Raw genomic sequence first — 14,696 nt, 5'->3', positions numbered from 1 at the left:
CGGAGGTATAGAATAAAAAGCTCATAAAAGAAAACGGCCGGAATCGCTTCCAGCCGCCAAAGCTTTGCGAAAATCGGGCGATTATTCGTTAATCAACCGCTTCAACAGCTCGACTTCGTGCGAAAGCTTGTTGTCGCCCGAAATCAGCTCCTCGATCTTGCGCACGGCATGCAGCACGGTCGTGTGATCGCGCCCGCCGAAACGGCGGCCGATCTCGGGGAAGGAGCGCGGCGTCAGCGTCTTCGCCAGATACATGGCGATCTGGCGCGGCTTGACGATGACGCGGGTGCGGCGGTTCGAGACCAGTTCCTGGCGCGAGACGTTGTAGTGCCTGGCGACGATGCGCTGGATGTCCTCGATGCGCACACGGCGGGGCTCGCCGGAGCCGACGAGATGCGCGAGCAGCTCGTCGACGCGCTCGATCGACAGGTTCGGCTCGAAGGAGCGCCGGAAGACCAGCTGATTGAAAGCGCCTTCGAGTTCGCGGCCGCTGGCCGTGACGTTGCGGGCGACGTGCTGGAGCAGTTCGGCCGGAATTTCCAGCGACGGATCTTCGAGCCGGGCGGCCGCCAGGCGACGCTTGAGGATTTCGAGACGCATCTCGTAATCCGGCGCGTCGAATTCGATCGCGACACCGCCCTGCAGGCGCGAGCGAACACGCGGGTCGAGCGATTCCAGCTCCCAGGGCGCCCTGTCGGCGGCGACGACCACCTGCTTGGCGCTGTCGAGCAGCATGTTGAGGAGATGGCAGAATTCGTGCTGGATCATCTTGCCCTGCAGGAACTGCATGTCGTCGATGATCAGCAGATCGATGTTGCGCAGCGAATCCTTCAGCGTCAGCGCATCATTGTCGCGGATCGCGGTGGCGAAGCGCCACATGAAATATTCGGCCGTCAGATAAACGACGCGCAGAGCCCGCGGGTTCTGCACCGCCGCATTGGCAATTGCCTGCAACAGGTGTGTCTTGCCGAGGCCGACCGTCGAATGGATGAAGAGCGGGTTGAAGCGCACGGCGCCGGAACCGGCTTCGGCGATCGTCTTCGCCGCTGCAAGCGCGACGCGGTTCGAGCTGCCTTCGACGAAGGTGTCGAAGGTGAAGCGGCTGTCGAGCGGCGAACCGAAGAGCGGCGAACCAAAGCTTGCGGGCCTTGCCGCAGCAACGGAGGAAACCGCCTGTTGGACGGCCTGGCCGGCCGGCTGGGCACTTGCGGGACGGCGCGCCTGGGGGGCAGCGACCGGCTCGGGCTGGGCCGCCTCATCGAGTGCCTTCGTGCTGCTGCGCGTTGCCGTGCGCACCAGGACTTCGATCTTCAGAATTTCCGGATCCTCGGCCTGGAACAGGCCGGTGATGAGATCGAGATAACGATTGTTGATCCACGACTTCAGGAAGGTGGTGGGAACCGAAAGGCGCACCACACTCTTCGATACCGAATGCAGCTTCAGCCTGGCGAACCAGCTGGCATAGACGTCAGGACCAACCTGGGCCTTCAAGCGCGCGCTGACGCGCTCAAACAAGATGCTGTGCTTCATTTCCGCCTTTGCTTCTCCCACGTCGAGGCGAATGGAGCCAAACGTCTGCGGTGCCACATCCCCATTGTCGGGCCCGCCCGTCGTCATCGTATTCATCTGCATAATGCCGCCTTTCAATTCCACCGGGCGGCTTCCGCTAAAATAGCCGCCCGATCATTCCCCGCTTTGGCGGGCTGACGGCATCCTCATGAAGCCGCTCACCTGCCGGTTCACTCAAACACTGCCCCCGAAGGGACCGGCACAAAATTCCGTTGCAGGAACCGCATTCATGCGGCAACCTTCATCGGCTTTCCGTGCCAGGCTGGCGGTCGATCCTCGTTTTCGACCGATCAGCCCGAACGCAATATCACTTTAACCTTCCCCGGCGGCCTCGCCTTAAACGTGTGGCCACTGAAGGCACAAAACATCCCTGCCCGTAACAGCCACGTTACGGCCCAAATCCGTCGAGTGCTTGAAAAAACGGAAGCGCAAGGCTCCGTAACAAATGGCACGCACTTATCGCCCTGCCGACGTGGCAGTTAAGACCGAGCCTCTGCAGGTGATGTCCGCGCCCCTTGTTGGAGGCCATTTAGGCAGGATCAAAAGGCAATATCAACGATGAATTTTACGCAAAATTAACAAGCGGCCATTGACTCCGCCTGCCCTTTTCGGGCGTCACACCAGCGTCAAAAAAGAATCGCTTTTGAATCAAGGAGATTCCCCGTTCGGGCTATTTTGACACGCAGGGAAAGAAAAAAAATAATAATCTTCTTGACTCCCCCCTGGTCCCGGAAGCTTGGGGCAGAGTCGCGCAGCGTGAAAGCATCCTTGCGCAAGTCTTTGTTTTTGAACAATTTTTCCTGTCATGGCGCTGACACGAAACAGTCGTGAGATTAACCATACAGGGGCTGATCGGTTGAATCGAAAAAGCCCGGTAAAATTACCGGGCTAATCATAACGAGGAAGCCGTTAATGGAAGATTACGCGGTCGCAGTGACCGAAAGAGCCTTCACACGAGCGGCCAGGCGCGAGACCTTGCGCGATGCCGTGTTGGCGTGCAGCACGCCCTTGCTGGCGGCGCGGGCAAGCTCGGGCTGAGCAGCCAGGAAAGCTTCCTTCGCCTTGGCGGCGTCACCGGATGCGATGGCCTCTTCGACCTGGCGAACGAAAGTACGAACGCGCGAGCGACGAGCCTTATTGACGTCGGTACGGCGGGCGATCTTGCGGGTCGCTTTTTTCGCCGAAGTTGTATTGGCCATGGATGCCTCTCTCAAGAATTCGAACAAACTCCGCTATTACCGCGGGCCCTGCGGCCACAAAATCCAGCAATTCGGGAGCAATCGCGGAAAACCAAACCGGCTTTCCGAACCGTGGGCGGGCATATAACTCTAAAGCCGGCCCACGTCAACGCGGATTTTCAAGCTTTGCGGCTGGAACCGCCTAAAAGCACTCAACGGTGCGTAAAAGCCGGTTTGCGCTTCTCGACGAAGGCCGCCATGCCTTCCTTCTGGTCGTCGGTGGCAAAGAGACTGTGAAACAGCCGGCGCTCGAAGCGCAAGCCCTCCTCCAGCGTCGTCTCGAATGCGCGGTTGACAGCCTCCTTGGCCATCAAGACCGAGGGGCGCGACAGCGAGGCGATCTTTTCGGCCGCCGCCAGCGCCTCGTCGATGAGACGCTCGGGCGCCACCACACGCGAAACGAGTCCCGATCGTTCGGCCTCGGCGGCATCCATCATCCGGCCGGTCAGGATGAGATCCATCGCCTTCGCCTTGCCGACGGCGCGCGTCAGCCGCTGCGAGCCGCCCATGCCGGGAATGACGCCGAGGGTGATTTCCGGCTGGCCGAACTTCGCCGTCTCCGCGGCGATGATGAAATCGCACATCATGGCGAGCTCGCAGCCGCCGCCGAGCGCAAACCCACTGACGGCGGCGATCACCGGCTTGCGCGCCTTGGCGACGTCATCCCAGCCGCTGATGAAATCACTCTTATAGATATCGGCGAACTCGAGCGGCTGCATCTCCTTGATATCGGCGCCGGCGGCAAAGGCGCGCTCGGAACCGGTGAGCACGATCGCGCCGACCGCCTCGTCGGCATGGAAGGCGGCATAGGCCTCCCTCAATTCCTTGAGGACGATGGAATTCAGCGCGTTCAGCGCCTGGGGTCGGTTCAGCGTGACGAGGCCGACATTGCCTCGGGTTTCGACGATCAGGGTCTCGTAGGCCATGCTGTTCTCCCGGTTCCGGATCTTACTTCTGGCAGGTGGCGCAATAGAAGGTGGAGCGGCCCGCCTGGACGATGCGGGCGACCGTACCGCCGCAGCCGGGCGTGCGGCAAGCCTGACCTTCGCGATCATAGACGGAGAAGGAATGCTGGAAATAGCCGAGCGATCCGTCGGTCTGGATATGATCGCGAAGCGACGATCCGCCGGCTGCGATCGCATCGGCAACGACGTCGCGGATCGAGGCAACGAGCAGGTCGAGCTGCTCTTTCGGCCGGCCGACTGCCGTCACCAGCGTGCCGGCGGCGCGGATCGGCGAAAGATGGGCGCGCCACAGCGCCTCGCAGACATAGATATTGCCGAGACCGGCAATGTTCTTCTGGTCGAGCAGCGCACTCTTCAATGGCTGCGCCTTGACCCGGAAGCGTTCGGCGAGAAAAGCTGCCCCAAGCTCGTTTCCCGTCGGCTCCGGGCCGAGATCGCGGAAAAACGGATGGGCGGCAAGATCGGCGCGCCCCACCATATCCATGAAGCCGAAACGGCGCGGGTCGTTGTAGACGACGCGGCGAGGACCGCCTTGACCTTCCAGATGAAAGACGACGTGATCGTGCTTCTCGTCCTTCGAACGGGCATGGTGGAATTCACCCGGCGCGCCGGAGATGGCACCCTGCTCAATGCGAAAAGAGCCGGACATGCCAAGATGGGAAATCAGCGTGTTGCCGTCGTCGAGATCGACCAGCAGATATTTGGCACGGCGGCCAAGGCTGACGATGGTGCGGCCGGATACCCTGTCGGCGAAAGCGTCGGGAAAGGGGAAGCGCAGATCGCCGCGGCGCAGCTCCAGCCTGGCGATGCGAGCCCCCTCCATCGCCGGCGCCAGGCCGCGTTTCACCGTTTCGACTTCTGGCAATTCCGGCATCTTAACCCATCTATATCTAACGTGTTTCAACCGACGACGATGTGCGCTATAGCGCCAGTGTGCCGCGGAGAGTGCGGCCCTGTGATAACGTCGCGCGCGGTCTTTCGCTATGGCCGCCGCGCCCGAATCTTAAGGAATGGAGCAGCCTGATGTCAGAAAGCCGCACTTCCGCCGATGGCGGCATGGAGACCTCCTACGGCTTCCGTGAGGTGTCTGACGGCGAGAAGCAGGGCCTCGTCAACCAGGTGTTCCACAAGGTCGCCAAGCGCTACGACATCATGAACGACGTCATGTCGATGGGCATGCACCGCGCCTGGAAAGATGCGATGATTTCGGCGCTGAACCCGCGCAAGGAGCCGGGCTACAAGGTGCTCGATGTCGCCGGTGGCACCGGCGACATCGCCTTCCGTATCGTCGAGGCCTCGGGCCGGCAGGCGCATGCGACCGTGCTCGACATCAACGGCTCGATGCTCGGCGTCGGCGCCGAGCGGGCGGAAAAGAAGAAGCTTTCCGGCAATCTCACCTTCGTCGAGGCGAATGCCGAGGAACTGCCTTTCGAGGCTGGCAGCTTCGACGCCTATACAATCGCCTTCGGCATCCGCAACGTGCCGCGGATCGATGCGGCGCTGTCGGAGGCCTATCGGGTGTTGAAGCGCGGCGGACGTCTGCTGGTGCTGGAATTTTCCGAAGTCGATATGCCGCTGCTCGACAAGATCTATGACGCCTGGTCGTTCAATGCCATTCCGCAATTCGGCAAGGCGATCACCGGCGAGGCCGAACCCTACCAGTATCTGGTGGAATCGATCCGCAAGTTCCCGAACCAGGAGAATTTCGCGGCAATGATCCGCCAGGCCGGTTTTTCGCGCGTCAACTACACCAATTATACCGGCGGCATTGCCGCGCTGCATTCCGGCTGGAAGCTTTGAGGGAATGAGGGAAGAAAACACGAACCTCGTCCGGCGGGGTATGGCAGCATGAGCACATTCGGGGCCTATTTCCGCCTTTGGCGCGTCGGCTGGGTGCTCGTGCGTGAGGGCGTCGTGTCGGCTCTTCCGTCCGAAGGCCTGCCGCCTCCGGTCGCACTCGCCAAATCCTTCGTCACGATTTTCGAGCGCAGCAAGGCGCGGCATCAGAAGCGCAGCGACCGGTTGGCACAGGCCGTCGAACGGCTCGGTCCCTCCTATGTGAAGATCGGCCAGTTCCTGGCGACGCGGCCGGATGTCGTCGGCGTCGAATTCGCCAACGACCTGTCGCAGCTTCAAGACCGGATGGCCTTCTTTCCCTCGGCTGCCGCCAAGGCCAATATCGAAGGCTCGCTCGGGCGGCCGATCGGCGAACTCTATGCAAGCTTCGGCGAGCCGATCGCCGCTGCCTCGATCGCCCAGGTGCATCCGGCCGAGGTCGAGACATCAGAGGGCCGCAAGAAGGTCGCCGTCAAGATCGTGCGGCCGGGCGTGCGCCAGCGTTTTGCCCATGACATCGAGGCGATGTATCTCGTCGCCCGTATGCAGGAGCGTTTCCTGGCCTCCAGCCGACGGCTGCGGCCGGTCGAGGTGACGAAGACGCTGGAGCAGACGACGAAGGTGGAGATGGATCTTCGCCTGGAAGCGGCCGCCCTTTCCGAGATCGCCGAGAATACCGAAAAGGACCCGGGCTTCCGCGTCCCGAAGGTCGACTGGGAGCGCACCGGACGCGACGTCATCACCATGGAATGGATCGACGGCACGCGCATGTCCGATGTCGAGGGCCTGCGGGCCGCCGGCCACGATCTCAACCTGCTCGCCGATACGCTGATCCAGTCGTTCCTGCGCCACACGCTGCGCGACGGTTTCTTTCATGCCGACATGCATCCGGGCAATCTGTTCGTCGATGCGGGCGGCATGATCGTCGCCGTCGACATGGGCATCGTCGGACGCCTCGGTAAAAAGGAGCGGCGGTTCCTCGCCGAAATCCTCTACGGCTTCATCACCCGCGATTATATCCGCGTCGCCGAGGTGCATTTCGAGGCGGGCTATGTGCCCGGACACCACAATGTCGAGAGTTTTGCCCAGGCGATCCGGGCAATCGGCGAGCCGATCCACGGACAGCCGGCCGAGACGATCTCGATGGGCAAGCTGCTGACGCTGCTTTTCGAAGTGACCGAACTGTTCGACATGGCGACACGGCCGGAGCTGGTGATGCTGCAGAAGACCATGGTCGTGGTCGAAGGCGTGTCGCGCATGCTCAACCCGCGCTTCAACATGTGGAAGGCCTCCGAGCCCGTTGTCGGCGACTGGATCCGCACCAATCTCGGCCCGAAGCGGATCGCCACCGATATCAAGGACGGACTGAAGGCGGCGGTCAAACTCGCCGAAGCCGTGCCCGAAATCGCAGCGAAAACGGAAAAATTTCACCACCAGCTCCTGCAAATGAGCGAACATGGGCTGCGCTTCGACGCGCAGACGGCGGAGGCGATCGGCAAGGCCGAGGCGCGGCATAACCGCTCGGCCAGGATCGCGCTTTGGGTCATCGCATTGACGCTTCTCTATATTGCCTGGATGGTGAGCTGATCCGCCTGTCAAAAACATGCTGTGTTCGGCATTTAGGATATCCCATGTGACGGAAGGGCCGCTTAGTCTCACTGTTTAGGAGATATGGCACATGCAGCACGAACGCCCTGGCATCAAACTTTCCGGACGGCCGCTCGGTTTTGCCGAGATGGTGACGATCGGTGCCGGCAAGGCGACGATTTCGGCGTCGGCGACCGGCATGGCCCGCATCGCAATCGCCCGTGAGGTCGTCGAGGAGGCCATCGCCTCCGGCATGCCCGTTTATGGCGCGACGACCGGCGTCGGCGCCATGAAGGATGTGGAGTGGTCGGCCGACGAACTCGATACCTTCAACCTCGGCCTGGTGCGCGCCCATCATTTCGGCACCGGCACACCCTTTTCCTGCAATGTCGTGCGCAATGCCATGGCGATCCGCGTCAATACGGCGCTGACCGGCCAGGTCGGCTGCACGCCGGAGCTGATCCAGGCCTATATCAGGATGCTCGAGGCCGATCTCATCCCGGTCGTGCGCCGCACCGGCTCGATCGGCTGCGCGGATATCGGGTTGATGGGACAGATCGGCGCGGTGCTGACCGGCGTCGGCGAAGCGGTCTATCGCGGCAACCGGATGCAGGCGGCAGAGGCTTTCCGGGCAGCCGGGCTGGAGCCGGTGCGGATGGCGCCGCGCGACAGCCTCGCCTCGCTCAGCATCAATGCGGTGAGCTTTGCAGCGGCGGCGGAAACGACGCGCAATGCCGCCGCCTCGATCCGCATCCTGCTGGCGACGGCGATGATGGCGGCCGGCGCGCTCGGCGCGTCCCGCGATCCCTGGAAGGCGGTCCGCCATGTCGGCACGGCGCGCGAGGCGCTGATCGGCGCCTGGCTCTGCAACGCCTCCGACGATTGGAACTGGCCGGTTGCAACGCATGTTCAGGACCCGCTCAGCCTGCGGATGATCGCCCAGGTGTTCGGCGCGGTGATCGAAAACCTGCTGTCGACCGGCCACAAGATCCTTGCCGCCACCGGCCGCTCGGACGACAATCCGGTCGTCGTCGAAGGCCGGGTGATGACCTCGGGCGGGTCGCTGCCGCTCGATGTGACGATCCTGCTCGAATCGGCGGCACTCTGCATGGCGCATGCGGCGCGCAATGCCTTCAACCGCTGTGTCATTCTCGGCAACGGTCAGCGGCGCGACCTGCCGGTCAATCTCGTGCCGCCGGGGCGGATCGCCACCGGTTTCGGGCCGATCATCAAGCTTGCCGGCGAGATTTTTTCGCGCGTGCTGTCGATGTCCAATCCCGTATCGGCACAGTCGCTGGTGGTGGCGGCCGGACTGGAGGATGAGGCAGCCTTCCTGCCGCTGGTCATCGAGCGCTTCGACCGGCAGATGCGGGCGCTGAAGCGTCTCGCAGCCCTCGAGGCGCTGCTGTCTGCCCAGGCGATCGACATTCTCGGCGACGAACCGAAGGGCGTCGCCGCCATGCTCTACGAGGTGGTGCGCAAACATGCGGATTTCTATACCGTCGACCGGCCGCTGTCGGCCGAGGTGGAGGCGATCGAAGAGGAACTCGGCTCGGACGACTTCGTCTCCAGGCTGACCGAGCAAGTTCCGATCGCATCCTTCGACGATTTCTTCGCGCTCGGCTCGCTGGAGCGCATCGAGGAGCGGCTGGCCCGCCACGAGGCACCGGCACTCTGATCTCAGCTTAGGGAGGAAGCGTCATGGACTTCGATCTCGTTCTGCAGGGCACGCTGGTGCTGCCGGACCGCATTGTCGAAGCGGGTTATGTCGCCGTGCGTGACGGCCGCATTGCCGAGGTCGGCCTCGGCGTGCCGCCTGCGGCGCGCGAGCGGCATCTGCTCGGCAAAGCGCTGATCCTGCCCGGCGCGATCGACGCGCAGGTCCATTCGCTGTCCCAGAAAGACCAGGAGGATTTCATCTGGTCGACGCGCTCGGCAGCCGCCGGCGGCGTGACTGTCATTGTCGACATGCCCTATGACGAGGGCGATCTCGTCTGCTCGGCCGCGGCGGTGAAGCGGAAGATCGACCATGCCAGCCCGCAGGCGCGCGTCGACTTCGCGCTTTACGGCACGGTCGATCCGCAAGAAGGCGCCGCGCGGATTGCCGAGATGGTCGAAGCAGGCGTTGCGGCGTTCAAATTCTCGACCTTCGGCACAGACCCCAAGCGTTTTCCGCGCATTCCGCCGGCTCTGCTCGACGCCTGCTTTGCGGCAATCGCGCCGACGGGGCTGACGGCTGGCGTGCACAATGAGGACGACGAGGCGGTGCGCACCTACATGGAGCAGGTGAAGGCGAGCGGCATCACCGACTGGCGGGCGCACGGCCTGTCGCGGCCGGCGATCACCGAACTCCTGGCGATGCACACGATCTTCGAGACGGGGGCTGCGACCGGCTGCCCGGCGCATGTGGTGCACTGCTCGCTCGGGCGCGGCTACGATATCGCGCGTTCCTATCGCCGCGACGGCTTTGCCGCGACGGTCGAATGCTGCATCCATTATCTGACGCTCGACGAAGAGAATGACGTGCAGCGCCTCGGCGGCAAGGCAAAGATCAATCCGCCGGTACGGCCGCGCGCCGAGGTGGAAAAACTCTGGCGGAAAGTGGCGAAGGGCGATGTCTGGCTGGTTTCGACCGATCACGTCAGCTGGTCGGAGAACCGCAAGACCAATCCCGACATGCTCGCCAATGCCTCCGGTGTTCCCGGTCTCGAGGTGATGGTGCCGCTTTTCATCAAAGGCGCCGTCGAACGGGGCATTCCGCTCACTTGGGCAGCCAAGCTGATGGCGGAAAACCCGGCCAAGCATTTCCGGCTCGACCATATCAAGGGCGCGCTGACCCCCGGCAAAGATGCCGATATCGTCGTGCTGGAGCCGCGGGAGAGCGTCTATGACGCCGCGGCAAGCGGCAACAACGTCGTCGGCTGGAGCCCTTATAATGGGATCCGCCTGCCCTGGACCGTTGCGGCCACCTATCTGCGCGGCGAAAAGATCGCCGAGAGCGGGAAGGTGCTCGCCGAGCCCCGCACCGGACGGTTCGTGCGGCCGCTGCCGCGCCAGGTTATCGCGGGAGCCGGTGCATGAGCCGTAATCTTCCCGTCGATGCCGGCCGGATCGCTGGAGATATCGAGGCGCTGGCCGCAATCACCGAGCCGGGGCATCCGTGGACGCGGCGGGCCTTCACGCCGCTCTTTCTCGAAGGCCGGGCCTATATCGAAGCGCGGATGAAGGCGGCAAGACTGGAAACGCGGATCGATGCCGCCGGCAATCTGATCGGCCGGCGCACCGGCCGCAAACCCTGGCTCGGCACGATCATGGTCGGTTCGCATTCCGACACGGTGCCGGATGGCGGCCGCTTCGACGGCATTGCCGGGGTGATCGCGGCACTGGAGATAGCGCGGGCACTGCACGATCAGGGCCTGGAGCTCGACCACGATCTGGAGATCGTCGATTTCCTTGCCGAGGAGGTGAGCATCTTCGGCGTATCCTGCATCGGCAGCCGGGGGATGACCGGGCAATTGCCGGAAGCCTGGCTTTCGCGCATCAGCGACGGACGCGAGCTTGCCGAGGGAATCGCTGAGGTGGGCGGCAGTCCAGACGTTCTGGCGCAGCAGAAGCGGCCCGATCTGGCAGGCTTTCTCGAACTCCATATCGAACAGGGGCCGGTGCTCGAGGCCGAAAAAGCCGATATCGGCATCGTCACCGCGATCTCGGGCATCACCCGCCTGGAGATCACTGTCGAGGGGCGGGCCGACCATGCCGGCACGACGCCGATGGACCGGCGGGCGGATGCACTGGCGGCGGCCTCGCAGCTGGTGCTCGACATCCGCAACGCCGCCGCCGAGCTTGCCAAAACACCAGGGCACTTCGCCGCGACGGTCGGCGAGTTCCGGATCGAGCCGAATGCGGCCAATGTCGTGCCGTCGAAGGTGGTGCTGCTGATCGATGGCCGCGCGGAGATCCGCGCCGACATGGAGGCCTTCTGCCGCTGGCTCGACGGCCATGTCGAAAAGCTGGCGGACGCCTATGGCGTGACGATCAAGGCGCCGAACCGGGTGTCCGACAATCTGCCGACCCCGGGTGATGCCGGGCTGCTGTCGACGCTGGAGGCCGCCTGCGAGCGCGTCGGCGCCAAGCATCGCCGCATGGCCTCCGGCGCAGGGCACGATACGGCCTGGATCGCCAAGGTGGCGCCAGCGGCGATGATCTTCGTGCCCTGCCGGGACGGCCGCAGCCATTGCCCCGACGAATGGGCTGACAATGACGACATCGCGCTCGGCGCCGCCGTGCTGTTCGAGGCGGTGCGCGAGATGGACAGAAATTCGAACCAGGAGAAGCCGGATGGGACGCATACTGGTTGAGAAGGACGTGGAAGCGGCCGTCAAGGGCGGCTCCGTCTATGCCGCCGGCGGCGGCGGCTGGGCCGATCACGGGCGGATGCTCGGACTGGCGGCCGTCACTATCGGCAAGCCGGAGCTGGTCTCGATCGACGAGTTGCAGGACGAGGACTGGATCGCGACGGCGGCGGCGATTGGCGCGCCGGCCTCGACCACGCCCTGGGAGATGCAGGGCATCGATTATGTCAAGGCCGTGCAGCTCCTGCAGGAGGCGCTGGGCGAAAGGCTCTCCGGGCTGATCATCGGCCAGAACGGCAAATCCTCGACGCTGAACGGCTGGCTGCCGTCGGCAATCCTCGGCACCAAGGTGGTCGACGCGGTCGGCGATATCCGTGCGCACCCCACAGGCGACATGGGCTCGATCGGCATGGCTGGCTCACCGGAGCCGATGATCCAGACCGCCGTCGGCGGCAATCGGTCCGAGAACCGCTATATCGAACTAATGGTCAAGGGCGCGACCGCGAAGATCTCGCCGGTGCTGCGCGCCGCCGCCGATCAATCCGGCGGCTTCATCGCCAGCTGCCGCAATCCGCTGAGAGCCTCCTATGTGCGCAGCCATGCCGCACTCGGCGGCATCTCGATGGCGCTTGCGCTCGGCGAGGCGATCATTGCGGCGGAGAGGAAGGGCGGATCTGATGTCATCGACGCCATCTGCAAGACGACGGGCGGGCATATCCTCGCCGAGGGCATCATCACCCGCAAGGACGTCGTCTACACCAAGGAAGCCTTCGACATCGGCACGATCACCGTCGGTCCGGGCGAAAAATCGGTGAGGCTGTACGTGATGAATGAATATATGGCGGTGGACGATGCGGATGGCATGCGGCTTGCCACCTTCCCCGCCGTCATTACTACCCTGTCAACCGAGGGCGAACCGCTCAGCGTCGGCCAGCTCAAGGAGGGCATGCATGTCTTCATCCTGCATGTTCCAAAGGAACTTATACCGCTGTCGGCAAGCGTGCTCGATCCCACAGTCTATCCCGTCGTCGAAAAGGCGATGGGGATCGAGATCGCCCGTTATGCACTGGAAACGAAGGCCTGAACCATGACGCGCGATCCCGGCTTGGAAGAATTGCTGCGCGAGGAACTCGGCGATCGGCCTGGCTTCAGCGAAAAATCGATGTTCGGCGGCCGGGCCTTCCTGCTGAACGGCAATCTTCTCTGCTGCGCGCGCAGTGACGGCATGCTGGTCCGTCTCGGCCGAGGCAATGACGGCTGGGCGCTGGCGCTGCCGGGCGTCATCCAGATGCTTTCGGGCGAGCGTGTGATGCAGGGCTGGGTGCGGGCGACGGCTGCGGTCTACGGCGACGATGCGCTCAGACGGCGTTTGCTCGATGCGGCGCTCGCCTATGTGGAATCGCTGCCGGGCAAATAACGCCATTCCCTTCTCGCCTGGGAAGAAGGGAGGATAACCAACGAGGAATCCACGATGCCGAAGGCCAATCCACGTCATCCGAAATTTCCCATTCCCGGCGGGCCGGACTTGCGTGCCAAGGGCTGGCGGCAGGAAGCGCTGCTGCGGCTGCTCGAAAACGTGCTGTCCGTCGGTGAGGATCCCGAAAACCTGATCGTCTATGCCGCGCTCGGCAAGGCGGCCCGCAACTGGGCGGCGCACAAGGGCATCGTCAAGGCGCTGACCGAGATGGAGGAGGACCAGACGCTGCTCATCCAGTCCGGCAAGCCGATCGGGCTCGTTCGAACTCACGCCAAAGCGCCGCTGGTCATCATGGCGAACTGCAACATCGTCGGGCAATGGGCTAAGGCCGAAGTGTTCTACGAGCTGCAGCGCAAGGGGCTGATCTGCTGGGGCGGGCTGACGGCCGGCGCCTGGCAATATATCGGCAGCCAGGGCGTCATCCAGGGCACCTACGAGATCTTCATGCGCATTGCCGAGCGGCGCTTCGGCGGCGATCTCCTCGGCCGCTTCGTGCTGACGGCCGGCCTTGGCGGCATGGGTGGGGCACAGCCGCTCGCCGGTCGCATGGCAGGGGCGGCGATCCTCTGTGTCGATATCGACCCGGAACGGGCCCGCAAGCGCCAGCAGATCGGCTATCTCCAGGAAATCGCACCCGATCTCGATAGCGCCCTTCAGATGATCAATGCGGCGGTGAAGGAGAAGCGGGCTCTTTCCGTCGGCCTCGTCGGCAATGCGGCCGAGGTCTATCCGGAGATTGCCCGGCGCGGCATTGTGCCCGACATCGTCACCGACCAGACCTCGGCACACGACCTCGTCTATGGCTATGTGCCGAAGGGCATGAGCCTCGAGCAGGTCAGGGGACTGCGCGACGACGGCCAGGGGCAATTGATGGCGGCAAGCCGCGCCTCGATCGTCGACCATGTGACGGCGATGCTGGAATTCCAGAGGAAGGGCTCGGAAGTTTTCGATAATGGCAACCTCATCCGCACCCAGGCGAAAGAGGGCGGCGTCACCAATGCCTTCGACATTCCGATCTTCACCGAAGCCTATCTCAGGCCGCTGTTTGCCCGGGCGATCGGGCCGTTCCGTTGGATGGCGCTGTCGGGCGAGGAGAGCGATATCGCCCGCATCGACGACCTGCTGCTGGAACTATTCCCCGACAACAAGATCATCACCAACTGGATCCGGCTGGCGCGCCAGCATGTGCCATTCGAAGGGCTGCCGGCGCGCATTGCCTGGCTCGGCCACGGCGAACGCACGGCACTCGCCCGGCGCGTCAATACGCTGGTTGCGAATGGCGAACTCAAAGGCCCGGTCGCCTTCTCCCGCGACCATCTCGATGCCGGCGCCATGGCGCATCCGAATATCATGACCGAACGGATGAAGGACGGCTCGGATGCGATCGCCGACTGGCCGCTGATCGATGCGATGATGCTCTGCTCCTCGATGGCCGACCTCGTCGTCGTCCATTCCGGCGGCGGCGGCTATGCCGGCTACATGACGAGCTGCGGCGTCACGGTCATCGCCGACGGCACGGATGGCGCCGACGAACGGCTCGACCACGCGCTGACCAACGACACCGCCCTCGGCGTCATGCGTTATGCCGATGCCGGTTACGAGGAAGCGCTGGACGAGGTGGCGAAGAAGGACGTGCCCTATATTCAGCTTGGTTGAGTCGGGGTATTGGCCA

12 protein-coding genes are annotated in these 14,696 nt (G+C 63.6%); 8 read left to right on the top strand and 4 right to left on the bottom strand.

Annotated elements, in window-relative coordinates; genetic code table 11:
• Positions 1–81: 81 nt before the first annotated feature.
• The 4 genes from dnaA to mutM form a co-directional block, all read right to left on the bottom strand.
• On the bottom strand, positions 82–1,632 hold the full coding sequence (gene dnaA, locus J3O30_RS01870) for a chromosomal replication initiator protein DnaA (RefSeq protein WP_207584239.1): 1,551 nt from the start codon (positions 1,630–1,632) through the stop codon (positions 82–84).
• 857 nt (positions 1,633–2,489) lie between these two features.
• Complete coding sequence (gene rpsT, locus J3O30_RS01865) at positions 2,490–2,768, bottom strand: 30S ribosomal protein S20 (protein ID WP_003570835.1); 279 nt, start codon at positions 2,766–2,768, stop codon at positions 2,490–2,492.
• A gap of 191 nt (positions 2,769–2,959) precedes the next feature.
• Positions 2,960–3,733: an enoyl-CoA hydratase gene (locus tag J3O30_RS01860; protein WP_207582628.1), complete on the bottom strand. Its 774-nt coding sequence runs from the start codon at positions 3,731–3,733 to the stop codon at positions 2,960–2,962.
• A gap of 22 nt (positions 3,734–3,755) precedes the next feature.
• Positions 3,756–4,646: a bifunctional DNA-formamidopyrimidine glycosylase/DNA-(apurinic or apyrimidinic site) lyase gene (gene mutM / locus J3O30_RS01855; RefSeq protein WP_207582627.1), complete on the bottom strand. Its 891-nt coding sequence runs from the start codon at positions 4,644–4,646 to the stop codon at positions 3,756–3,758.
• Between the two features lie 149 nt (positions 4,647–4,795).
• On the opposite strand from mutM, the gene ubiE reads away from it, so the two are divergent.
• From ubiE to J3O30_RS01815, 8 genes are all read left to right on the top strand, one after another.
• The gene (gene ubiE / locus J3O30_RS01850) at positions 4,796–5,572 is read left to right on the top strand and encodes a bifunctional demethylmenaquinone methyltransferase/2-methoxy-6-polyprenyl-1,4-benzoquinol methylase UbiE (RefSeq protein WP_207582626.1); all 777 of its coding nucleotides are present in this window, start codon (positions 4,796–4,798) and stop codon (positions 5,570–5,572) included.
• Positions 5,573–5,620: 48 nt separating this feature from the next.
• On the top strand, positions 5,621–7,195 hold the full coding sequence (gene ubiB, locus J3O30_RS01845; RefSeq protein ID WP_207582625.1) for a 2-polyprenylphenol 6-hydroxylase: 1,575 nt from the start codon (positions 5,621–5,623) through the stop codon (positions 7,193–7,195).
• Between the two features lie 91 nt (positions 7,196–7,286).
• Positions 7,287–8,873 (top strand): aromatic amino acid lyase, encoded by a 1,587-nt coding sequence (locus tag J3O30_RS01840; RefSeq protein ID WP_207582624.1) that lies wholly within the window; start codon positions 7,287–7,289, stop codon positions 8,871–8,873.
• Positions 8,874–8,896: 23 nt separating this feature from the next.
• Positions 8,897–10,276, top strand: a complete 1,380-nt coding sequence (locus J3O30_RS01835) for an amidohydrolase family protein (RefSeq protein WP_207582623.1) — start codon at positions 8,897–8,899, stop codon at positions 10,274–10,276.
• Positions 10,273–11,553: a Zn-dependent hydrolase gene (locus J3O30_RS01830; protein ID WP_207582622.1), complete on the top strand. Its 1,281-nt coding sequence runs from the start codon at positions 10,273–10,275 to the stop codon at positions 11,551–11,553. The genes J3O30_RS01835 and J3O30_RS01830 overlap by 4 nt, the downstream gene beginning before the upstream one ends.
• On the top strand, positions 11,534–12,631 hold the full coding sequence (locus J3O30_RS01825; protein WP_207582621.1) for a DUF917 domain-containing protein: 1,098 nt from the start codon (positions 11,534–11,536) through the stop codon (positions 12,629–12,631). The genes J3O30_RS01830 and J3O30_RS01825 overlap by 20 nt, the downstream gene beginning before the upstream one ends.
• 3 nt (positions 12,632–12,634) lie before the next feature.
• Positions 12,635–12,964 carry a TfoX/Sxy family protein gene (locus J3O30_RS01820; protein WP_207582620.1) on the top strand — a complete coding sequence of 110 codons (330 nt, stop codon included), beginning with the start codon at positions 12,635–12,637 and terminating at the stop codon, positions 12,962–12,964.
• Between the two features lie 54 nt (positions 12,965–13,018).
• On the top strand, positions 13,019–14,680 hold the full coding sequence (locus J3O30_RS01815) for a urocanate hydratase (RefSeq protein WP_207582619.1): 1,662 nt from the start codon (positions 13,019–13,021) through the stop codon (positions 14,678–14,680).
• Positions 14,681–14,696: the final 16 nt, after the last annotated feature.

This window comes from Rhizobium sp. NZLR1, assembly GCF_017357385.1.
Taxonomy (GTDB): domain Bacteria; phylum Pseudomonadota; class Alphaproteobacteria; order Rhizobiales; family Rhizobiaceae; genus Rhizobium.
This window is presented reverse-complemented; position numbering and strand designations above follow the sequence as displayed.

Excerpts from the sequence above, each read along its gene's own strand:
- J3O30_RS01860 (WP_207582628.1), bottom strand. The coding sequence starts at position 3,733 with ATGGCCTACGAGACCCTGATCGTCGAAACCCGAGGCAATGTCGGCCTC.
- J3O30_RS01815 (WP_207582619.1), top strand. The coding sequence starts at position 13,019 with ATGCCGAAGGCCAATCCACGTCATCCGAAATTTCCCATTCCCGGCGGG.
- ubiE (WP_207582626.1), top strand. The coding sequence starts at position 4,796 with ATGTCAGAAAGCCGCACTTCCGCCGATGGCGGCATGGAGACCTCCTAC.
- J3O30_RS01835 (WP_207582623.1), top strand. The coding sequence starts at position 8,897 with ATGGACTTCGATCTCGTTCTGCAGGGCACGCTGGTGCTGCCGGACCGC.
- rpsT (WP_003570835.1), bottom strand. The coding sequence starts at position 2,768 with ATGGCCAATACAACTTCGGCGAAAAAAGCGACCCGCAAGATCGCCCGC.
- J3O30_RS01825 (WP_207582621.1), top strand. The coding sequence starts at position 11,534 with ATGGGACGCATACTGGTTGAGAAGGACGTGGAAGCGGCCGTCAAGGGC.
- ubiB (WP_207582625.1), top strand. The coding sequence starts at position 5,621 with ATGAGCACATTCGGGGCCTATTTCCGCCTTTGGCGCGTCGGCTGGGTG.
- J3O30_RS01820 (WP_207582620.1), top strand. The coding sequence starts at position 12,635 with ATGACGCGCGATCCCGGCTTGGAAGAATTGCTGCGCGAGGAACTCGGC.
- mutM (WP_207582627.1), bottom strand. The coding sequence starts at position 4,646 with ATGCCGGAATTGCCAGAAGTCGAAACGGTGAAACGCGGCCTGGCGCCG.
- dnaA (WP_207584239.1), bottom strand. The coding sequence starts at position 1,632 with ATGCAGATGAATACGATGACGACGGGCGGGCCCGACAATGGGGATGTG.
- J3O30_RS01830 (WP_207582622.1), top strand. The coding sequence starts at position 10,273 with ATGAGCCGTAATCTTCCCGTCGATGCCGGCCGGATCGCTGGAGATATC.
- J3O30_RS01840 (WP_207582624.1), top strand. The coding sequence starts at position 7,287 with ATGCAGCACGAACGCCCTGGCATCAAACTTTCCGGACGGCCGCTCGGT.